The organism is Pseudomonas sp. GW456-L12 (assembly GCF_059424045.1).
The window spans coordinates 106,315-125,246 of sequence record NZ_JBWKZA010000018.1; the positions used below are offsets into that span (position 1 = coordinate 106,315).

The window sequence follows — 18,932 nt, forward strand, 5'->3', positions numbered from 1 at the left end:
GTGTCGGGGTCAGATATCCAGTACTTGCATTTCCCGCAGCACGTCGGCGATGGCCTGGACCGCGGTGCGCATCCCGGCTGGGTCGACATGGCCGATGCAGCCGACGCGGAAGGTTTCGACCTGGGTCAGCTTGCCGGGATAGAGGATGAAACCCTTGGCCTTGACCCGTTCGTAGAACTCCTTGAACTGGTAGCGCGGATCTTTCGGCGCGTGGAAGGTGACGATGATCGGCGCCTGGATCGCCGCCGGCAGAAAGCTGCGCAGGCCCAGTCGCGCCATGCCGTCGAGCAGCGCCTGGCAGTTGGCGGCATAGCGCTGGTGGCGCGCCGGCAGGCCGCCTTCTTCGTGGTATTGCAGCAGCGCTTCGTGCAGCGCCGCGACCACATGGGTCGGCGGGGTGAAGCGCCATTGCCCGGTCTTGACCATGTAGCCGTGCTGGTCGTGCAGGTCCATGGCCAGCGAGTGCGAGTTGCCGGCGGCCGTGGCCAGGGCTTCCTGGCGGGCGAAGACGAAGCCCATGCCGGGGACGCCTTCCAGGCATTTGCCGGACGCGGCGATCAGCGCGTCGAACGGCATGTGCCTGGCATCGATCGGCAGCGCGCCGAAGGAGCTCATGGCGTCGATGATCAGGCGCTTGCCATGCCCGGCCACGACCTGGGCGATCTCCGGCAGCGGGTTGAGGATGCCGGTGCTGGTTTCGCAGTGGATCAGCGCCACATGGCTGATGGCGGCATCGGCTCGCAGCAGGCGATCGACGTCGGCGGCGCTGGTCGGCTGGTCCTCGGCGGTTTCGAAGGTGCTGAAGTCGCGGCCCAGCACTTCGCAGATCTTCGCCAGGCGCTTGCCGTAGGCACCGTTGATCAGCACCAGCACCTTGCCGCCCCGTGGCACCAGGGTGCCGATGGCGGCTTCCACGGCGAAGGTGCCGCTGCCTTGCAGGGGCACGCAGTGGTGGCTGGCGGCGCCGTTGACGATGGCCAGCAGCTGTTCGCAGAGGCTGGCGGTCAGTTGGTTGAAACGCTCATCCCAGGAACCCCAGTCCACCAGCATCGCCTGGCGGGTGCGGGCCGAGGTGGTCAGGGGGCCGGGGGTGAGCAGGATGGGCTCGGCAGTACTCAATTCGGGTGTCCTCGCAGAAGCGCTGTGGGATGCGCTTGGGATAAAAACTACGGGGCCTAAATTGCAGTTTGGCTCTTTATCAATCAAATTGTTTGTCGTTATGCCAGCCATAAGCGAGGCCGATAGATATGAACCTGTTCCAACTGCGCGCATTCGATGCCGTGGCCCGTGAAGGCAGCTTCACCCGCGCCGCGGCGCGGCTGTTCATCAGCCAGCCGGCGGTCACCGGGCATATCAAGGCGCTGGAAGAGCACTACCAGATCACCCTGCTGCGCCGCACCGCGCGCCGGGTCGAACTGACAGAAGAGGGCACCAAGCTGGCGGCGATCACCCGCGCCATGTTCGGCCTGGCCGAAGAGGCCCAGGCCATGCTCGAAGCCAACCGGCAACTGCTCACCGGGCGCCTGGAAGTGGCGGCGGACGGCCCGCACCTGGTGATGCCGATGCTTGCCAGCCTGCGCGAGCGCTATCCGGGGATTACCGTCAACCTGCGCCTGGGCAATGCCCAGGAAACCCTGGCGGCGCTGCTTTCGGAGCACGCCGATGTGGCGGTGCTGACCGAGGTCGAGCCGCGCAAGGGCCTGCATCTGCAAAGCCTTGGCGAGTCGCGGATCTGCGCGCTGGTGCCGCAGGGCCATCCATGGCTGACCGAGCCTGAGGGCGTGCGGCTGGAGCGACTGGACCAGGTGATCATGGTCCTGCGCGAACCCAGCTCGATCACCCGCCGCACCTTCGACCAGGCCTGCGCCCAGGCCGAGGTCAACCCCAAGGTGCTGCTGGAGCTGGACAGCCGCGAGGCGGTGACCGAGGCGGTGGCGGCGCAGCTGGGGGTGGGCGTGGTGTCGTCGCTGGAACTCAGCCCCGACCCGCGGGTGCGGGCGGTGCCGATCATTGGCGAAGGGCTGTTGAACCGGCACATGCTCGGCTGCCTGGAGCGGCGCCGGGACTTGCGCTTGATCCAGGCGTTTCTGCAGCTGGCGCCGACGAACTGACGCGCGGATTGCCCTGAACCTGTCGCCGCTGCCGCAGGTTGCGATCGATCTGGGCGGCATTCCGACAACGCGGGCGCACGATCTTGAGACCGCTGAAGGCCTTCGGCCTTATCGCAGCCTGCGGCAGCGGCGACAGGGGCACCCGGCTTTCGCGACCACGATTCAGGAAAGGTCGCCACTGGCTCCGATGCGGGACAGGTGGTCGCGGATCTGACTTTTTGGTCGATTGGTGCCTTCAGGCCGTATAAACTTGCCCATCGCGTCGGCCACATCCAACTCGACGCCACAGATCAAAGAGAGTGAGTAATGGGCGCACAGTGGAAGGTTAAACACAAAGAAGCAGCAGCCAACGCCAAGGGCAAGATCTTCGGCAAGCTGGTCAAAGAGATCACCATTGCTGCCCGCAACGGCGCTGACGTCGCCACCAACGCACACCTGCGTCTGGTGGTGGAGCAGGCGAAAAAGGCCTCGATGCCCCGCGAGACCCTGGAGCGTGCGATCAAGAAAGGTTCGGGCCAGCTCGGCGAGACCGTGCAGTACCACCGTGTGACCTACGAAGGTTTCGCGCCGCACCAGGTGCCGCTGATCGTCGAATGCGTGACGGACAACATCAACCGCACCGTGGCGGAAATCCGCGTGGCCTTCCGCAAGGGCCAGCTGGGCGCTTCCGGTTCGGTGTCCTGGGACTTCAACCATGTCGGCATGATCGAAGCCGCGCCGGACAGCCCGGACGCCGATCCGGAGCTGGCGGCCATCGAAGCCGGGGCCCAGGATTTCGAGCCTGGGGACGAGGGCGCGACCCTGTTCCTGACCGAGCCTGCCGACCTCGACGCGGTGCAGAAAGCCCTGCCCGAGCAAGGCTTCACCGTGCTCTCGGCCAAGCTCGGCTACCAGCCGAAGAGCCCGGTCAGCGGCCTGTCCGACGAGCAGATGGCAGAAGTCGAAGCCTTCCTCGAAGGCCTGGACAACCATGACGACGTGCAGGACATGTTCGTCGGCCTGGCGGGTTGAGCCCGGCCCGGTGAATCGCGCTACCTGAGCGATTCTTGCGCCAGCCGGCAAGCTCCAGCAGGAGCGAGTTGGCTGGCGATGCTCTTCAAATCCCCCGCAACACGTCCCCGACTTCGGCAAATCCCGGTCGCGCCAGCACCTGCGGCTGACAGCAGTCGTTGATCAGCGCCGCCAGGCGTTCATGCTGCCGCGGGCTCAGGCCCGACTCGATCCTTGCCAGCAACTCCTCCAGCAGAATGCCGAAGGCCCGTACTTCGATGCGTTGCAGGGCCCGGGTTTCCTCGGTGTCGGCCAGCGCATGGAAGGACGCCGCGCCAAAATCCCCCAGCAGGCACTCGCCCTGTGGGTTCCACAGAATGTTATGGCCGTACAGGTCGCCGTGGGTGATGCCCTGGTGGTGCAAGTGCGCGCCGACCGAAGCGATGCCGCGGGCCATGCGCAAGGCCGCGTCGGCGCTGAAGCGGGTGCTCTCGTCGTAGATGTCCCGGGTGCAGGAGGCCAGGCTCGGCAAGGCCGCCAGGTTGCGGTAGCTCGGCTCGATCAACTGCATCACCAGGCCGTTCTGCCCTTCGGGATGATCGCTGATCCGGCCTTCGACCCGGATCAGGTTCGGGTGCCGGCCGGCGCTGATGCAGGCGTTCATTTCATGCAGCGGCGAGCCGTCGCTGGTCATGCTGCCCTTGTACAGCTTGACCGCCACCTCGCTTGGCGCTTGCCCGGGGGGCTGCCAGCGGGCCTGGTGAATCACTCCGGACGCGCCTTCGCCCAGGCGCTGCTGCACTTCCAGCTCGGCCCAGGGAATGCGTGCCACCGATTCCAGCGCCGCGGCGTCGGCCTCGGATTCCAGCGGGTTGCCGGCATAGGCCAGCCAGGTCAGGCGCGGCAGGCCAAGCAGGAAGGCCGGCAGTGCGCTGAGCCGGTTGGCGGCGATGCGGATCAGCTCCAACTGCTGGCATTGGCCGAGGCTCTGGGGCAGCCGGGTCAGGCGGTTGCCGGAGAGCATCAACTTTTGCAGGTGCGGGCGCTGGCCCAGCTCGTCCGGCAGTTCCTCGATGCGGTTGTCGGTGAGGATCAGCCAGCGCAACAGCGGCGGCAGGGCGGTGGCGGGCACCCGCTCGATGCGGTTGGCCTTGAAGCCGACCATGCTCAGTTGCGTGCACTGGCCGACACAGGCCGGCATCTCGGTGAAGAGGTTATCGGAGCAGAACAGCACCCGCAGGCGGGTCAGGCGGTGCAAGTCGTCCGGCAGGCTGCTCAGGGCATTGCCGCTGAGGTTGAGGACTTCCAGCGAGTCCGCCAGGTCGAAGATTTCCCGGGGGAATTCGCTCAGCCCGCAAGACAGGTCCAGACGCTTGAGCCCGGTCAATTGGCCGGCTCGCAGTTGGGCAAGGGTATCCATGAACAGATTCGACACTCAGGCAGGAGGAGGGCGCGTGGCCCTGGAAATGGCCGCCATGATAGCGGCGTGGAGCAGTGGGTGGCGACCGCCGGTTCAGCCCGGCGGCGTATCCGCGCTGATTTCCTGCAGCTGGCCCAGGCGGCTGCGGGTGCGCGCCAGGTCGATGGCGTTACCGCCCAGGCTTTCACGCAGGGAGCGTTCGCCGATCAGGGTCAGGTGCTTGTCCTGGTCGTACAGCACGTCGATCAGGTTGATAAAGCGTTGCTGCACGGCAATCGGGCATTCGCCCAGCTCGGGCAGCTCGTCGATGATCCAGTGGTCGAAACGTCGGCTCAGCTCCAGGTAGTCCATGACCGCGGTCGGCTGTTCGCACAGGTCACTGAAGGCAAACCCCACGCTGTGTTGTTCGCACAACCGTACCTGGAGCTGACGCGTGCCGACCATCAGCGCCGAGGTCGGGCCGTTGCGCCGCGGCAGGCCCAGGCTCAGGCGTTGCTGCTCGCTGCCGGGCCACAGGTAACGGCCCTGGGTGAACACCTGCTGCGAATGGCTGCGGGGCTGACTGCGGTAGTCGTGGGGGCCGCCGACCTCCAACACCTGCATGCGGCTGCCGATCAGGTCGATCACTGGCTTGAAGCGCGCGTGGTAGAGCGGGTTGGGCAGCAAGCCCTGGGGCGCGTAGTTGGAGGTCACCAGCAGCAGGATGCCGCGCTGGAACAGGGCCTTGAACAGCCGCGTGATCAGCATCGCATCGCCGATGTCGTGGACATGGAACTCGTCGAAGCACAATACGCGGCAGTCGTTGAGCAGTTCGTCGAGGGTGGCCTGCAGGGCGTCGGGCTGCTCGCGGTGGCGGAACATGCCCTGATGCAATTGGGCGAAGAAATCGTGGAAGTGCAGGCGCTGTTTTTCCGCCAGCGGGATGGCGCGGAAGAAACCGTCCAGCAGCCAGCTCTTGCCCCGTCCCACCGCGCCATACAGGTACAGGCTGCGGCCGGCGTTTGGCTTGGCGTCTGGCTGGAGCAGGGCGTTGGCCTGCTGGGCCATGTAGTCGATCACCCGCTGCTGGCTGTGGCTCAGGGTGTAGCCCTGGTCGTGGGCCTTGTGCCGGAAATACTCGTGAATCACTCGGCCGTGGCTGGTGCTGGCGGCGGGCCGGGCGAAGGCCTTGCCGAAGAACGCGCGCAGCCTGGGCCAGCGCGATGGGCGTAGCGAGCGGTTTGGCGGTAAAGCGGCCAATGGTGTCACCCCGATGGTTCCAGGCCCGCTCCCCCCCTGGAACCGGCGCGGTAATTTAACCAATCCCCGGCCCGGCATCCAGCGCTGTCTGAAGGCGCTGATTGGTTCTACGAAAAGTTCTGGTCGGTACAGTTTTTTGCCCGTGTCACTGTGTTCGACCCTGGTGCATCGGGCACCCAAGGGGTTGTTTCATTGGCGGGCGGCTTGCCCCCGGCGCTGGCGATTTCCCCGGCGCTGACTAACCTGAGCTGTACCTATCGTTCCTCAAAAGGATTGAGGCGTTGAATGGCAAGCCGGTTTTTTGCAGTCATGAGCATGCTGCTCGCCGCGACAGCATCGGCCGTGGAACTCCAGGTGGAGGTCCGGGTCGACGTGCAGCGTGGCTGCCAGCTGGTGGGACAGCAGCGCGACGCCGGCGTCGAGCAACTGGGCGTGCTGGATTTCGGCAGCAGCCCGCGTCTCGACAACCCCGCCGGCCCCCTCAGCGCGGCGTTGCTCGACACTCGCCTGCCCAGGCTCGAGTGCAACCCGGACACCCCTTATCAAGTGCGCGTCGATGGCGGGCAGCACGGGGGCGTCGGCGAAGTGCGCTACCTGGCCGGCAGTGCCGCACACAGCAAGCCCATTCCCTATCGCCTGTACCAGGACGCGGCCCGGCGCATTCCGCTGCCGGTGAATGTGCCGGTGAGCGGCCGGGTGCCGGACTCGGGTTCGGTGGACCTGCCGTTGTACGGGCGGATCGAGCCGCTGGCCGAGATCCCGCGGGTCAGCCGTTATTCCGATCTGCTGAAAGTGACGGTCACCTGGTAGTGGCGGCGCGGGAGCTGCCCAGTGGATCCGGGCAGCGCAGGGAGACCGCGCACCAAGGGCGGTCAAGGTGAGAGAACCCATGGCTCCAGGAGGGCGGCGATGACGATCAGAAGCTGGGCGCTGGCCGCCCTGGGTTCGTTGCTCCTGCCGGCTGGCGACACGCAAGCGGCGATCAGCGGGCAGATACACGCGCGGCTGACCATCATCGCCGGCTGTGAAGTGACCAACGGTGCGACCCGCACGCCCGAGAATCCGGTCGACGACTTCGGCCTGCTGGATTTCGGCCAGCATGGCCCGACCTGGAGTGCGCCCCTGAGAGCCAATGTCAGCGGTAGCGGCAGCGGGCGCCTGGAGGTGGCCTGCAACCCGTCGGTGACCGGTTTCACCGTGACCATCGACGGCGGCCGCAATGGCGACGGCAATACCCGGCGCCTGAGCAATGGTCGCCAGACCATTGCCTATCGGCTGTTCCTCGATGCCTCCGGCGGCGACAGCTACAGCATCGGTCAGCAACGCAATTTCGCCGTTACCAGTGGGGCCCAGGTACCGATCCCGGTGTTTGGCTCGGTGGTCGCGAATAGCCGTGCGCTACCGGCGGGGGTCTACACCGATACCCTGACGGTGACGCTGGATTGGTAAACCCAAAGAGGACGAATGTCATGCACATGCTTGTATCCCGGATCGCCTTGTCGCTGCTTGGACTGGTCATGTTTTCCGTGGCCCAGGCCGCGACGGTCACCGGCCAGATCACGTCCAGCCTGATTCTCACCAGCAGTTGCCAGGTCAATGGCGCGGGCGGCAGCAGCGGCCTGAACTTCGGCGCCCTGAACTTCGGCACCACCGACAGCCTGTTCACCCAGGCTACGGCCCAGGTACTCGGCGGCGGCGGGGCCTTGTCGATCCTCTGCTCCAGTGGCACCAGCCCGGTGGTGACGGTCCGCGCGGGCACCCATGACGGCCAGTCCGCCGGCGGCACCCGGGCCCTGGCCGATGGCAGCGGCAACTTCGTGCCTTACGACTTGTACACCGACTCCGGGCACACGCAGCTCCTGGCCATCGACGATGCCATCAACCTGGCCACCAGCACCGGCGTGGCGCAGACCGTCAATATCTACGGCAAGGCGCTCGGCAAGGCTGGCCTGCCGGCGGGCACCTACACCGATACCGTCGCCGTCGAACTGACCTTCTGACGCCATGCCCCGTCACGCGTGCGCGGCGCTGGTACTGCTCGGTGCCAGCAGCCTGCCGCTGCCCCTGGCGGCGGTGACCAGCCAGAGCTTCCAGGTCAGCGCCACGGTGGTCGCCGGGTGCCTGGTGGTGGGGGGCGTGAGCAATTACGGCAACCTGAACTTCGGCAGCCAGTCGGCGTTGTCCACCAGCACGCTGCAGGTCGCCCTGGCGAACAGCGTGCAACTGCAATGCACGCCGGGGGTGACCCTGAACATGAGCGTCGACGGCGGCCAGTACAACAGCAGCGGACGGCACATGCAGCTCGATGGCGGCAGTGCGCGGGTGGCTTATCAGCTGTTTCGCGACGCCGCGTTCAGCCAGAGCCTGGGCATCGGCCAGAGCGTGGCGGTGGCCTATAGCGACGCGAACAACATCAGCCTGCCGATCTACGGCCAGGTGCAATTACCGGGTAATCAGCCTGGGGGGACGTACAGCGATGTGCTGCAGGTGCAGCTGTCGTGGTGATGGAGCAAGACCATAAGGAGTAGCGGTATGTATTCGACTTCCCGGCGGTTGCAGGTCGTTGCTTGTGCCGTGCTGGCCATGGCGTTGCTGGGGGCGGTTCAGGCAAGGGCCGCCAGCTCGGTGCTGATCTGGCCGATAGACCCGGTGCTGGAGGCCGACCAGCAGGCCAGCGCGCTGTGGCTGGAAAACCGCGGCACGGAAACCGCGAACCTGCAGATCCGGGTCTTTGCCTGGAGCCAGAGCGGCTTCGAGGACCAGTACCAGAACCAGCGGGAGGTGATCGGCAGCCCGCCGGTGGCGAAGATCGCGCCCGGGCAGAGGCAACTGGTCCGCCTGACCCGGACCCGCGAAGTCCCGCCCGGCCAGGAGCTGGCCTACCGGATCATCATCGATGAAATCCCCTTGGCGCAGCCGCCGATCCCCGAAGGCGAGGGCAAGACGGCGGCGGCCATCCGTTTCCAGATGCGTTATTCGGTGCCGCTGTTCGCCTACGGTGCCGGGCTCTGGAGCAAGGAAGACAGCACTCGCCAGCGTGATCCGAAAAGCGCCGGCGTGCCCCAGCTGAGCTGGCGCAAGGTGGCGGTGGATGGCCGCAATTACGTCGAGCTACGCAACCAGGGCGCGGTGCATGCGCGCCTGACCGACGTGGCGCTCAAGCAGGCGGGGCAGACCCGGCCGCTGGTGGAAGGGCTGCTGGGCTACGTGCTGCCGGGGGCGATCATGCGTTGGCCGGTGCCCGCCGCGCCAACCGCGGACGCGGCGTTGCAGGTGCGGGTCAATGGCGCGCCGCAGGTGCAGAACGTTGCGCCGGCCCGCTGAGGCCATCTACCGCTGCGGGCAGACAAGGGTGCGGGGCTGTCCGGCGATCGGCGATTCAGGCTGACCGGTAGCGGCAGTCACTGCAAGCCATGGAAGAAAGGTGTCCATCGATGGGCGTAACGCTTCAATGAACCTCGGCGCGGCTCGTCGTTTCTGGCGCCCGGGGTGGGCGGTGAGCGGGCTGTGTTGCTGGGTGTTCGCCTCCGGCAGCCTGGGTGGCGAACTGCCGCCGCCGCCCAGCGGCATGGAAGCGATCAGCGATGCCCAACTGTTTCTGGAACTGGTGGTCAATCAGATGAATACCGGGCGAGTGATCGCCGTCGAGCAACGTGCCGGACGCCTGTTCGTACCGGCCCAGGCCCTGCGGGAAAGCGGGATGAAATTGCCCGAAGGGCTCGACGCCCAGGTCGCCCTCGACAGCCTGCAAGGGCTGCACAGCGACTACGACAGCCAGGGCCAGCGGCTGTTGCTGGAGGTGCCGCCGGACTGGCTGCCGGAGCAGTTGATCGGCAGCCGCCAGGCCTATCCACGAACCCCGGCGCTGAGCAGTTTCGGCGCCTTGCTCAATTACGATCTGTACCTCAACGACACCGACGATGCCGGCACCTACCTGGCGGCCTGGAACGAGGTGCGGCTGTTCGACGGCTGGGGCACCCTGTCCAACACCGGCCAGTACCGGCGGACCTTTTCCGGCCTGGGCGAGGGCACGCTGAACAATGGCTACCGGCGCTATGACACCACCTGGCGTTACTCCGACGACGAGCGTTTGCTGACCTACGAGGCCGGCGACCTGGTCAGTGGCGCCTTGCCCTGGAGCAACTCGGTGCGCCTGGGCGGTGTGCAACTGTCGCGCGATTTTGCCGTGCGCCCGGACCTGGTGACCTACCCCTTGCCGCAGTTCGCCGGGGAGGCGGCGGTGCCGTCCTCGGTGGACCTGTTTATCAACGGCTACAAGTCCAGCAGCGCCGACCTGCAGCCGGGGCCCTACACCCTGACCAATATCCCGTTCATCAACGGTGCCGGTGAAGCCGTGGTGGTGACCACCGATGCCCTGGGGCGACAGGTGTCCACCACCGTGCCGTTCTATGTCACCAGCAGCCTGCTGCAAAAAGGCCTGAGCGATTTCTCGGTGGCCGCCGGGACCCTGCGCCGCGACTACACGCTGCGGGATTTCAGCTACGGCCCCGGCGTCACTTCCGGCAGCCTGCGCTACGGCCTGAGCGACAACCTGACCCTGGAAGGCCACGCCGAGGCGGCGCAGTCCCTGACCCTCGGCGGTTTCGGTGGCAACCTGCGCCTGGGCAATTTCGGTGTGCTCAACAGCGCCATCAGCCAGAGCCGCTTCGACGGCCAGGGTGGGCAGCAGGTCAGTCTCGGTTATCAGTACAGCAGCCGGCGCTACAGCCTGTCCTACCAGCGCATGCAGCGCCGCGACGGCTACGCCGACCTGACGGTGGTGGACAGCCCCTACGCCAGCCTCAGCCAGCGCAGTGAGCAACTGACCCTGAGCCTCAACCTCGAGCGCTACGGCAGCCTCGGTGTCGGTTATTTCGATGTGCGCGCCACGGACGATTCGCGCACCCGCCTGCTCAACCTGACCTGGAGCAAGCCGCTGTGGCGCAGCAGCAGTTTCTACCTGTCGGCCAACCGCGAGATCGGCGACAGCAACTGGGCGGTCCAGGCCCAACTGGTGATTCCGTTCGACCTCCACGGCAGCCTGAGCCTGAGCAGCGAGCGCAGCAAGGACGGGCAGGACCGACAGCGGGTCAACTACAGCCGGGCGGTGCCCAGCGAAGGGGGCGTCGGCTTCAATCTCGGTTATGCCCAGGGCGATGCGCCGGCCTACCGCCAGGCCGACCTGACCTGGCGTTTGCAGTCGGTGCAATTGCAGGCCGGGGTCTATGGTTCCAGCGAGGCCGAAACCCGCTGGGCCGACGCCAGTGGTTCGCTGGTGTGGATGGACCATCAGGTGTTTGCCGCCAACCGCATCGACGACGCTTTCGTGGTGGTCAGCACCGACGGCTACCGGGATATTCCGGTGCGCTATGAAAACCAGCTGGTGGGACGCACCGATAAGAACGGCCATCTGTTGGTGCCCTGGAGCAGCGCCTATTACCGCGGCAAATACGAGATCGACCCGCTGAACCTGCCGGCCAACGTGCAGAGCCCGCTGGTCGAACAGCGGGTCGCGGTGCGTCGCGGCAGTGGCTACCTGGTGGCGTTCCCCTTGACCCGCATCGTCGCCGCCAGCGTGGTCCTGGTGGACGCCCGGCACCAGGAGCTGCCCCTGGGCAGCCTGGTGACCCACGAGCAGAGCGGCGCCCAGGCGGTGGTGGGCTGGGATGGCCTGGTGTACCTGGAAAACCTGGCGCCGAACAACAGCCTGCGGGTCAGCCTGGCCGACGGCAGCAGTTGCCAGGTGAGCTTTACCCTGGAGCCGGAGCAGGAACAGGTGCCGTTGATCGGGCCTTTGGTGTGTCAGTGAGGATTCATGAACGGAATCGGGAGGCGGTGAACATGGACAGGTTGTGTCGCTATTGGGGCCAGGGGCTGTTGCTGATGGCGCTGCTGTCGTCGGGGGCGGCCCAGGCCCTGTGTTCGGTGGTCAGTACCTCGCCGGCGAGTTTCGGCACCCTCAGTTCGATCCTGGTGCGCACCACCTCGCAGTCCGCTTCCAGCACCAACGCCGGCCTGGCCTGTACCGGCTCGTTGGCGACCCTGATGGCCAGCAACGACCATTTCTACGCCACCATCACCTCCTCGCAGAGCGGGCTGTTGGGCCCCACCGGCGATGTCATCGGCTATACCATCTACGGCGACAACAGCACCAACTACCCCATCAACCGCGGCGTGCAGTTCGACTTCGCGCGCAACTCCATCGTCGATGCCCTGGGGCTGCTGGGCAGCCCGACCGTGGCCAAGGCCATTCCGGTCTACCTGGGCAGCATCACCGGCAGCAACGTCGCCGCCGGCATCTACACCGAGACCCTGAGCATCGCCTGGAGCTGGAACTACTGCTCGGGGATCGGTGCGCTGGGCGCATGCCTGGGGCGCGATATCGGCAGCGGCGTCGCCAGCCTGACGGTCAACCTGACGGTGGCCAACGATTGCGTGATCACCGCGCCCAATATCAGTTTCGGCAGCGCGCCGGTGATCAGCGCCTTCGCCACCGTCAGCGGACAGACCATCAACCTCGCCTGTACCAAGGGCAGTGCCTACACCGTGGGCCTGGACGATGGCCAGCATGCCGTCAGCGTCGGCGGGCGGCGGCGGATGATCTCGGGGAGCAATTACCTGGCCTACGACATCTTCAAGAGTGCCGGCACCACCCGCTGGGGCAGCGTGGGCGCGGCGCGGCGGGCCAGTTCCGATGCCGAGGTGAACCCGGGCAACGGCCTGGGCACCGGCAGCCAGGTGTTCAACTACAACGCCCGGATCTACACCGACCAGGCCACGCCGCCGGCGGGGACCTATATCGACAATGTGGTGCTGGATGTGGGGTTCTAGGCGGGGAGAGACAAACTATGGGGGTGCAGGGTTACGGCTCATAGTGTGCTGGTTTCAGGCCCCGGCGGTGTTCTGGATATCCTGCGGCCGCTGCGCTGCCGATCGCAGGCTGCGCCAGCGGCTACAGGAGAGGTAACGGCGCTCGGGAGAGGTGTAGCCGCTGCCGTAGGCTGCGATAGGTCCGAAGGACCTCTGGCGGTCTCAAGGCCGGTCCACGGGGATGTGGCTGCCATGGCTCAGAACTTCTGGGTGTCCTGCAGCCGCTGCGCCACCGCCGAACCACTGGGGCTGACCATGGCGTAGTTGTAGCCGCTGTCGGACCAGTAGTCGGCCTGCAGTTCGCCATCGCTGCGGCTGCCCCGGGGCAGCAGGTAGTTCTTTGGTCCCGGTGGGCGGATATAGAAGCTGATCCTGTGCCCGCCCTGGTCCTCGTACAACACCATCGCCGCCGGCCCTTGATCGGTGCTCAGCAGGCGCCCGCTGACCGCCTCGAACCCGGATTCGCGCAGGTCCGGCAGGCGCTCGGCCTGGGTGAAGTAACGGTCGAGCCAGGCCTGCATGGCGCCATTGCCCTGGACCTTGAGGTCGGCCGGGAGGACGCCTTGCTGGGCAAACAGGCGGTAGGCCTGCAGGGCGTCGGTCATCGGCAGCGGGGCGTTGGCCAGGGTCATTTCCCGCGCCTGCCAGCCACTCAGGCCGCCGATGCCGAGGGCGATCAACAGCAGCGCGGCACTGGCCAGCTGGCGGCGCGACTGGTGCTTGAGGCGTTGGCGAATCAGCGCCGGGTCGAGGCCGGGGTTGGCCGGTTGTTGCAGGGCGCCGCCGAGGGCCGCGCGCAACTGCTGGGCGTCCTGTTGCCAGGCCTGGACCTGGGCGGCGAGCTGCGGGTGGTTGCTCAGGTAGGTTTCCAGCAGGCGCCGGTCACTCTCGTTGAGCCGATGATCGACGTAGGCGTGCAGGTCGCGTTCGCTGGGGGGCAGGCTGATCATTTGAGTATCCGCAAAGAAGGGCTGCTGATTTCGCCGTCGCTGAGCTGGCGCAGGGCCTGGCGCGCCCGGGACAAGCGAGACATCACGGTGCCGGTGGGCACCTCGAGGATGGTGGCGACTTCCTTGTAGCTCAGGCCTTCCACCGAGACCCAGAGCAGTAGCGCGCGCTGTTCGGCGGGCAGGCGGTCGAAGGCTTCCAGGGTCGATTGCGCGACCACGCTGCGTTCCACCGAAGGCTGGGCGTCGTCTTGCCCGGTAAAGAACTCCAGCATGCGTGCATAACGCCGGGAGCGGCGGTGCGCGTCGAGAAACTGCCGGTAGAGAATGGCGAACAGCCAGGCCCGCAGATCGCCCTCGGGGCGTTTTTCGCTCCAGCTCGACAGCGCCCGTTCCAGGCTCGCCTGCACCAGGTCGTCGGCGCTGCTGGGCTGACGGCTCAGGGACAGGGCGAAGCGCCGTAGCCGGGGGATGATTTCACGCAGCTGTTCGTCGATATCGTTCATGGGTTCCTGCAGGTTGTTGGCCAGTCGCTACGCTTGCAACAGCGTGCTTGCAACAGCCAGACGCCTGGTCGTGCAGGTTATTCCCGTGCCGGAAAAATAAATAGCGGGCCAGGGAATAACCGCTGCCGGGGCTCGTCTGACCTGTCCTTTCCACCTGTGGCCGCGGCCCTGGAGATATTCATGGTAGATCGTCCATCACCCCCTGATCGTCCGCCCTTGAGCGCGGCCAGCCTGAGCCTGCGTCTGGGCGGGATCGCCCTGGTGGTCGCGGCCCTGGCCGGCGCCATGGCTTATGTAAACGGCACTTTCGATCCGCAGCGCCTGACCCCCAAGGCCCTGGTGGATGTGCTGGAGAAAAACAACGGCGTGCATCCGGGCTTTCGTCGCAACCACGCCAAGGGCGTGTGCGTGGCCGGTTATTTCGAGAGCAGCGGCGAGGCCCGCAGTTATTCCAGCGCCCAGGTGTTCAACGAAGCGCGGACCCCGGTGGTCGGGCGTTTCGCCTTGCCGGCCGGCAACCCCTATGCGCCTGACAGCAGCGTGCCGATCCGCAGCCTGGCCCTGCGTTTCACCCAGGCCAACGGCCAGCAGTGGCGCACCGGGATGAACAGCATGCCGGTGTTCCCGGTGGGCACCCCCGAGGCGTTTTACCAGTTGCAGCAGGCCAGTTCGCCCGACCTGGCGACCGGCAAGCCGAACCCGGCCAGCGTGCCGGCGTTTTTCGCCGCCCACCCCGAAGCCATGCCGTTCCTGCAATGGATCAAGGGCGCCAAGCCTTCGGCCAGCTATGCCACCGAGACCTACAACGGCATCAACGCGTTTTACCTGGTGAGCGCCAGCGGGCAACGCCAGGCCGTGCGCTGGGGGGTGGTGCCGCTGACCCAGGACGCACCCGGCGCGATAGCGCCAGAGGGTAACGACTTCCTGGAAAAAGACCTGGTGCAGCGCCTGGCCGCGGGGCCGTTGCGCTGGCGCTTGAACATCACCCTGGCCAACCCGGGCGACCCGACCGACGACGCCAGCAAGGCCTGGCCCAGCGAGCGCAAGGTGCTGAATGCCGGGACCCTGGTGCTGGAGCGCAGCCAACCGCAGAACGATGGCGAATGCCGCGACATCAACTACGACCCGCTGGTGCTGCCGAGCGGCATTGCCGCCTCCGACGACCCGCTGCTGGCGGCCCGTTCGGCGGCCTACGCCAGTTCCTATCTGCGCCGCACCAGTGAAGTCGACCAATTGCCCCGCGCTGCCCAGGAGTCCCGCCCATGAGCGCCCAACCGAACCACTTCGCGCCACTGGCGCGCCTGCTGCACTGGCTGATGGCGCTGATGATCATTGCCATGCTGTTTATCGGCGCCGGCATGGTGGCCTCGGTGTCCGAGCGTCACCAATGGCTGATCCACCTGCACAAGCCGCTGGGCATTGCCATTCTGTTGCTGGTGATCGTGCGTCTGGTCGTGCGCTTTTCCACCCGGCAACCGCCGTTGCCGGCGGACCTGCCGGGCTGGCAGGCGGTGGCGGCCAAGGCCTCCCATGTGCTGCTGTACGCGCTGATGCTGATCCTGCCGCTGCTGGGCTGGGCGATGATTTCGGCGGCGGGCGACCCGGTGATGCTTGGCAGTTCGCTGCAGTTGCCGGCGATCCTGCCGGCCAATGCCCAGCTGTTCGCCTTGCTGCGCAAGGCTCACGGCGTTCTCGCCTACCTGCTGTTTTTGACGGTGCTGCTGCATCTGGCGGCGGCGCTGTTCCATGGCTGGGTGCGCCGCGACGGGGTGTTGGAGAGCATGCTGCGCGGCAAGGAGTGAGGGTGGGGGCGGTGCGGTCGAGAAGGACCGCACGGGCCCCGTCTCAACCGGCACACACCAGGGCTTTGCGCGGGTTCAGGCTCCACAGCCAGTACAGCAGCGCCACGCCATTGATCGCGGCGCCCAGCAGACACACCCCGGTCCAGCCCGCCCAGGCGTACATGGCGGTGGCGCCGATCGAGCCGCTGGCGCTGCCGATCGAATAGAACAGCATGTAGCCCGCGGCCAGGCGGCTCTGGGCCTCGGGGCGGGTGCTGTAGATCAGGCTCTGGCTGGTGACATGCACCGCCTGCAAGCCCAGGTCGAAGACGATCACCCCCAGCAGCAGGGCCCAGAGCGACGACTGGGTGTAGGCGATGGGTAACCAGGCGGCCAGCATCAGGCTCAGTGCCAGGCCGCTGGTCCACTGGCCCAGGCCACGGTCGGCCAGGCGTCCGGCGCGCGAAGCACCCAGGGCCCCGGCCGCGCCGGCGAGGCCGAACAGACCGATCTCGGTATGGGACAACGACAGCGGTGGGGCGCTCAGGGGCAGCACCAGCGGGGTCCACAACACGGTGCCGGCGCCGAAGATCAGCATTGCCAGCACCGCTCGATCGCGCAGGACCTTTTCTTCGCGAAACAGACCGAACAGCGAGCGGATCAGTTGGCCGTAGCTGTGCAGCGCCGCCGGTTGCTCGACCTTGGGCAATACCCGCCACAACAGCAGCGCCATGACCAGGGTCAACCCGGCCGACAGCAGGTACACCGAACGCCAGCCGGCCAGGTCGGCCATGGTGCCCGATACCGTGCGCGCCAGCAGGATCCCGAGCACGATGCCGCTGGTCACGCTGCCCACCACCCGGCCACGTTCGCCCGGCGCAGCCAGGTTGGCGGCATAGGCCACCAGCACCTGGGTCACCACCGCGAGCAGCCCGGTCAGGGCCATGCCCAGCAACAGCCAGGTGCTGTCCGCAGCCAGCGCCACCATCAATAGCGCAGCGACCGACAAGCTCGTCTGGCCGACGATCAGCCGCCGCCGGTTCAGCAGGTCGCCCAGCGGCACCAGGAACAGCAGGCCGAGGCCGTAGCCGACCTGGGTCAGGGTAATGACCAGGCCGATGGTCGCCGGCGGCATGCCCAGGCTGTGGGCCATGGCATCGAGCAGGGGTTGGGCGTAATAGACATTGCCCACCGCCAGCCCGCAGGCAATGGCAAAGAGCAGCACCACCGACGCCGGGATGGTGGCGGATGGCAGAGGGGCAATTGCGGCTGTCATGCTCGGCTCCGTGAGTTCTGGTTGCGTTATGAAACCAGTTGTACGGTAGAGAGGCTGGTTTTATATTGCAACCACTTTCCTGTCGCGAGTCTGCATCATGGTCAAACGCACAAGCCTGGAGGGCGCCGAATGCCCGGTGGCCCGTTCGCTGGACGCTATCGGCGATTGGTGGTCGCTGCTGATCATTCGCGATGCCTTCGACGGCATCCGCCGCTTCAGCGAGTTCCAGCGCAACCTGGGGATGGCCAAGAACATCCTCGCCGCCCGCCTGCGCACCCTGGTGGCACATGGCATCTTCGAGGTGCTACCGGCGTCGGATGGCAGTGCCTATCAGGAGTACGTGCTGACGCAGAAGGGCAACGGCCTGTTCAACCTGATCATCGGTTTGCGACAGTGGGGCGAGGCGTATTTCTATGAGCCGGGGGAGGCGCATTCGCTGATGGTCGACCGCGAGCAGGGGCAGCCGCTGCGACCGCTGGAATTGCGCTCGGCGGACGGGCGCCTGCTCGGGCCCGAGGATTGCCGGCGGGTGCCGGTGCAATAGGCACTGGCCGCGGTTCGAGCCGCGGCCAGTGCAGCAGGATCAGCGCAGGATGCCGACCATGTCGGCCACGGTGCTGAGGACGTCCTTGCCCAGCTGCATCGAGCGTTTGCCCGACCAGCCGGTGAGCGGGTTGGGGTTGTCGTCGTGGTCCTTGAACGGCATTTCCAGGGTCAGCGACAGGCAGTCGAACTTCTCGCCAACGCTGTTGCAGGCCAGAGTCATGTTGGCTTCGCCGGGTTTGTCCCTGGTGTAGCCGTGGGTGGTCTGGAAGTCCCGGGTCTTGTGTTTCAGGTGGCTGCGGAAATGCTCCTCGAGCTTGGCCAGGCGCGGCGTGTAGCCCGGGTTGCCTTCGCAGCCGGCGGTGAACACATGGGGGATTTCTTCGTCGCCGTGCACGTCGAGGAACAGGTCGACACCGTACTGCTCCATCTGCTGCTGGACGAACAGCACTTCCGGGCTGAGCTCCTGGCTGGCGCTCTGCCAGGCGCGGTTCAGGTCCTGGCCCATGGCGTTGGTGCGCAAATGGCCGTGGAAAGCGCCGTCGGGGTTCATGTTCGGCACCAGGTACAGGTCGGCGCTGGCCAGCAGCCTGTTCAGCTCGGCATCGTCACGGTGCTGCAGGCGCTCGATCACGCCCTCCATGAACCATTCGGCCATGTGCTCGCCAGGGTGCTGCTGGGCGATGATCCAGACCTTGCGCCGGCCTTCGCCGCCGTTGCCTTTGCGCAGCAGCTGGATGTCACGGCCCTCGACGCTTTTACCGGTGGCCAGCAGTTCGGCGCCGGCCTTGGTCAGTGCCTGATCGATCAGCCAGTCGTGCCGACCGCGGCTGTAGGGTTCGAAGTAGGCGAACCAGGCGTGGGTCTGGGTGGCTTCCAGGCAGAAGCGCAGGGTGTCGCCTTCAAAAATCGTCGGCACGCGGAACCAGTTGACGTGATCGTAGGAGGCCACCGCCTGATAGCCGCTCCAGGCCTTGTTGTACGAGGATTTGCTGGCATTGCTCAGGCGGAACCAGTGTTCCTGGCCGACATGCAGGCCGCTGGCCTTGAAGTGGAACCACTGGAAATGCGCGCTGCGGGTGTCGGGCTTGATGGCCAGCAGGACTTGCGAGGGGTTGCTGACATCCAGTACTTCGATATTGCCGCTGTCGAAATTGGCAGAGATTTGAAACGAGCTTTGGGCCACGGTCATGATTCCTGAGCAGGATTTTTATGGCCGTTACTTTAGCAAGGCGGGGGAGTTACAGGG

Annotated in this window: 19 protein-coding genes; 12 read left to right on the forward strand and 7 right to left on the reverse strand. The window is 66.3% G+C overall.

Annotated features, from left to right (window positions below):
• Window positions 1-9: 9 nt before the first annotated feature.
• A complete protein-coding gene (locus AC07Y9_RS21385; RefSeq protein ID WP_102681082.1) occupies window positions 10-1,119 on the reverse strand; it encodes a 2-aminoethylphosphonate--pyruvate transaminase in 1,110 nt (369 codons plus the stop codon).
• Between the two features lie 128 nt (window positions 1,120-1,247).
• Here AC07Y9_RS21385 and AC07Y9_RS21390 point away from each other — a divergent pair, with 128 nt between their 5' ends.
• Together AC07Y9_RS21390 and AC07Y9_RS21395 are read left to right on the forward strand one after the other, a co-directional pair.
• Window positions 1,248-2,111: a LysR substrate-binding domain-containing protein gene (locus AC07Y9_RS21390; RefSeq protein WP_102681081.1), complete on the forward strand. Its 864-nt coding sequence runs from the start codon at window positions 1,248-1,250 to the stop codon at window positions 2,109-2,111.
• Window positions 2,112-2,417: 306 nt separating this feature from the next.
• Window positions 2,418-3,122 carry a YebC/PmpR family DNA-binding transcriptional regulator gene (locus AC07Y9_RS21395; protein WP_102681080.1) on the forward strand — a complete coding sequence of 235 codons (705 nt, stop codon included), beginning with the start codon at window positions 2,418-2,420 and terminating at the stop codon, window positions 3,120-3,122.
• 85 nt (window positions 3,123-3,207) lie between these two features.
• On the opposite strand, the gene AC07Y9_RS21400 is transcribed toward AC07Y9_RS21395, so the two are convergent.
• Window positions 3,208-4,521: a leucine-rich repeat-containing protein kinase family protein gene (locus AC07Y9_RS21400; protein WP_102681079.1), complete on the reverse strand. Its 1,314-nt coding sequence runs from the start codon at window positions 4,519-4,521 to the stop codon at window positions 3,208-3,210.
• A 93-nt stretch (window positions 4,522-4,614) separates the two neighbouring features.
• On the reverse strand, window positions 4,615-5,760 hold the full coding sequence (gene zapE, locus AC07Y9_RS21405; protein ID WP_102681078.1) for a cell division protein ZapE: 1,146 nt from the start codon (window positions 5,758-5,760) through the stop codon (window positions 4,615-4,617).
• Window positions 5,761-6,045: 285 nt separating this feature from the next.
• On the opposite strand from zapE, the gene AC07Y9_RS21410 reads away from it, so the two are divergent.
• The 7 genes from AC07Y9_RS21410 (at window position 6,046) to AC07Y9_RS21440 (ending at window position 12,591) form a co-directional block, all read left to right on the forward strand.
• A complete protein-coding gene (locus AC07Y9_RS21410) occupies window positions 6,046-6,570 on the forward strand; it encodes a Csu type fimbrial protein (protein ID WP_007923574.1) in 525 nt (174 codons plus the stop codon).
• Between the two features lie 99 nt (window positions 6,571-6,669).
• Window positions 6,670-7,209 carry a Csu type fimbrial protein gene (locus tag AC07Y9_RS21415; protein ID WP_102681077.1) on the forward strand — a complete coding sequence of 180 codons (540 nt, stop codon included), beginning with the start codon at window positions 6,670-6,672 and terminating at the stop codon, window positions 7,207-7,209.
• A 20-nt stretch (window positions 7,210-7,229) separates the two neighbouring features.
• On the forward strand, window positions 7,230-7,760 hold the full coding sequence (locus tag AC07Y9_RS21420) for a Csu type fimbrial protein (protein WP_102681076.1): 531 nt from the start codon (window positions 7,230-7,232) through the stop codon (window positions 7,758-7,760).
• 4 nt (window positions 7,761-7,764) lie between these two features.
• Window positions 7,765-8,265, forward strand: a complete 501-nt coding sequence (locus AC07Y9_RS21425; protein WP_102681075.1) for a Csu type fimbrial protein — start codon at window positions 7,765-7,767, stop codon at window positions 8,263-8,265.
• A gap of 27 nt (window positions 8,266-8,292) precedes the next feature.
• Window positions 8,293-9,084 carry a fimbrial biogenesis chaperone gene (locus AC07Y9_RS21430; RefSeq protein WP_102681074.1) on the forward strand — a complete coding sequence of 264 codons (792 nt, stop codon included), beginning with the start codon at window positions 8,293-8,295 and terminating at the stop codon, window positions 9,082-9,084.
• A gap of 127 nt (window positions 9,085-9,211) precedes the next feature.
• The gene (locus AC07Y9_RS21435) at window positions 9,212-11,569 is read left to right on the forward strand and encodes a fimbria/pilus outer membrane usher protein (RefSeq protein ID WP_102681073.1); all 2,358 of its coding nucleotides are present in this window, start codon (window positions 9,212-9,214) and stop codon (window positions 11,567-11,569) included.
• Window positions 11,570-11,601: 32 nt separating this feature from the next.
• Entirely contained in the window at window positions 11,602-12,591 is a 990-nt protein-coding gene (locus AC07Y9_RS21440) for a Csu type fimbrial protein (protein WP_102681072.1), read from the forward strand.
• A gap of 236 nt (window positions 12,592-12,827) precedes the next feature.
• Here AC07Y9_RS21440 and AC07Y9_RS21445 read toward each other — a convergent pair whose 3' ends face one another.
• Together AC07Y9_RS21445 and AC07Y9_RS21450 are read right to left on the reverse strand one after the other, a co-directional pair.
• Window positions 12,828-13,580, reverse strand: a complete 753-nt coding sequence (locus AC07Y9_RS21445) for an anti-sigma factor family protein (protein WP_102681071.1) — start codon at window positions 13,578-13,580, stop codon at window positions 12,828-12,830.
• A complete protein-coding gene (locus tag AC07Y9_RS21450) occupies window positions 13,577-14,083 on the reverse strand; it encodes an RNA polymerase sigma factor (protein WP_102681070.1) in 507 nt (168 codons plus the stop codon). Before AC07Y9_RS21450 ends, AC07Y9_RS21445 begins: the two co-directional genes overlap by 4 nt.
• A gap of 180 nt (window positions 14,084-14,263) precedes the next feature.
• Here AC07Y9_RS21450 and AC07Y9_RS21455 point away from each other — a divergent pair, with 180 nt between their 5' ends.
• Window positions 14,264-15,349, forward strand: coding sequence for a catalase family peroxidase (locus AC07Y9_RS21455; RefSeq protein ID WP_102681069.1), 1,086 nt, complete (start codon window positions 14,264-14,266; stop codon window positions 15,347-15,349).
• Window positions 15,346-15,885, forward strand: a complete 540-nt coding sequence (locus AC07Y9_RS21460) for a cytochrome b (protein WP_087091645.1) — start codon at window positions 15,346-15,348, stop codon at window positions 15,883-15,885. Before AC07Y9_RS21455 ends, AC07Y9_RS21460 begins: the two co-directional genes overlap by 4 nt.
• A 43-nt stretch (window positions 15,886-15,928) precedes the next feature.
• Here AC07Y9_RS21460 and AC07Y9_RS21465 read toward each other — a convergent pair whose 3' ends face one another.
• On the reverse strand, window positions 15,929-17,140 hold the full coding sequence (locus AC07Y9_RS21465; protein WP_102681068.1) for an MFS transporter: 1,212 nt from the start codon (window positions 17,138-17,140) through the stop codon (window positions 15,929-15,931).
• Between the two features lie 97 nt (window positions 17,141-17,237).
• Here AC07Y9_RS21465 and AC07Y9_RS21470 point away from each other — a divergent pair, with 97 nt between their 5' ends.
• Window positions 17,238-17,684 carry a winged helix-turn-helix transcriptional regulator gene (locus AC07Y9_RS21470; RefSeq protein ID WP_085534093.1) on the forward strand — a complete coding sequence of 149 codons (447 nt, stop codon included), beginning with the start codon at window positions 17,238-17,240 and terminating at the stop codon, window positions 17,682-17,684.
• A gap of 39 nt (window positions 17,685-17,723) precedes the next feature.
• On the opposite strand, the gene AC07Y9_RS21475 is transcribed toward AC07Y9_RS21470, so the two are convergent.
• Window positions 17,724-18,875, reverse strand: coding sequence for a M14 family metallopeptidase (locus AC07Y9_RS21475; protein WP_102681067.1), 1,152 nt, complete (start codon window positions 18,873-18,875; stop codon window positions 17,724-17,726).
• Between the last annotated feature and the right edge of the window lie 57 nt (window positions 18,876-18,932).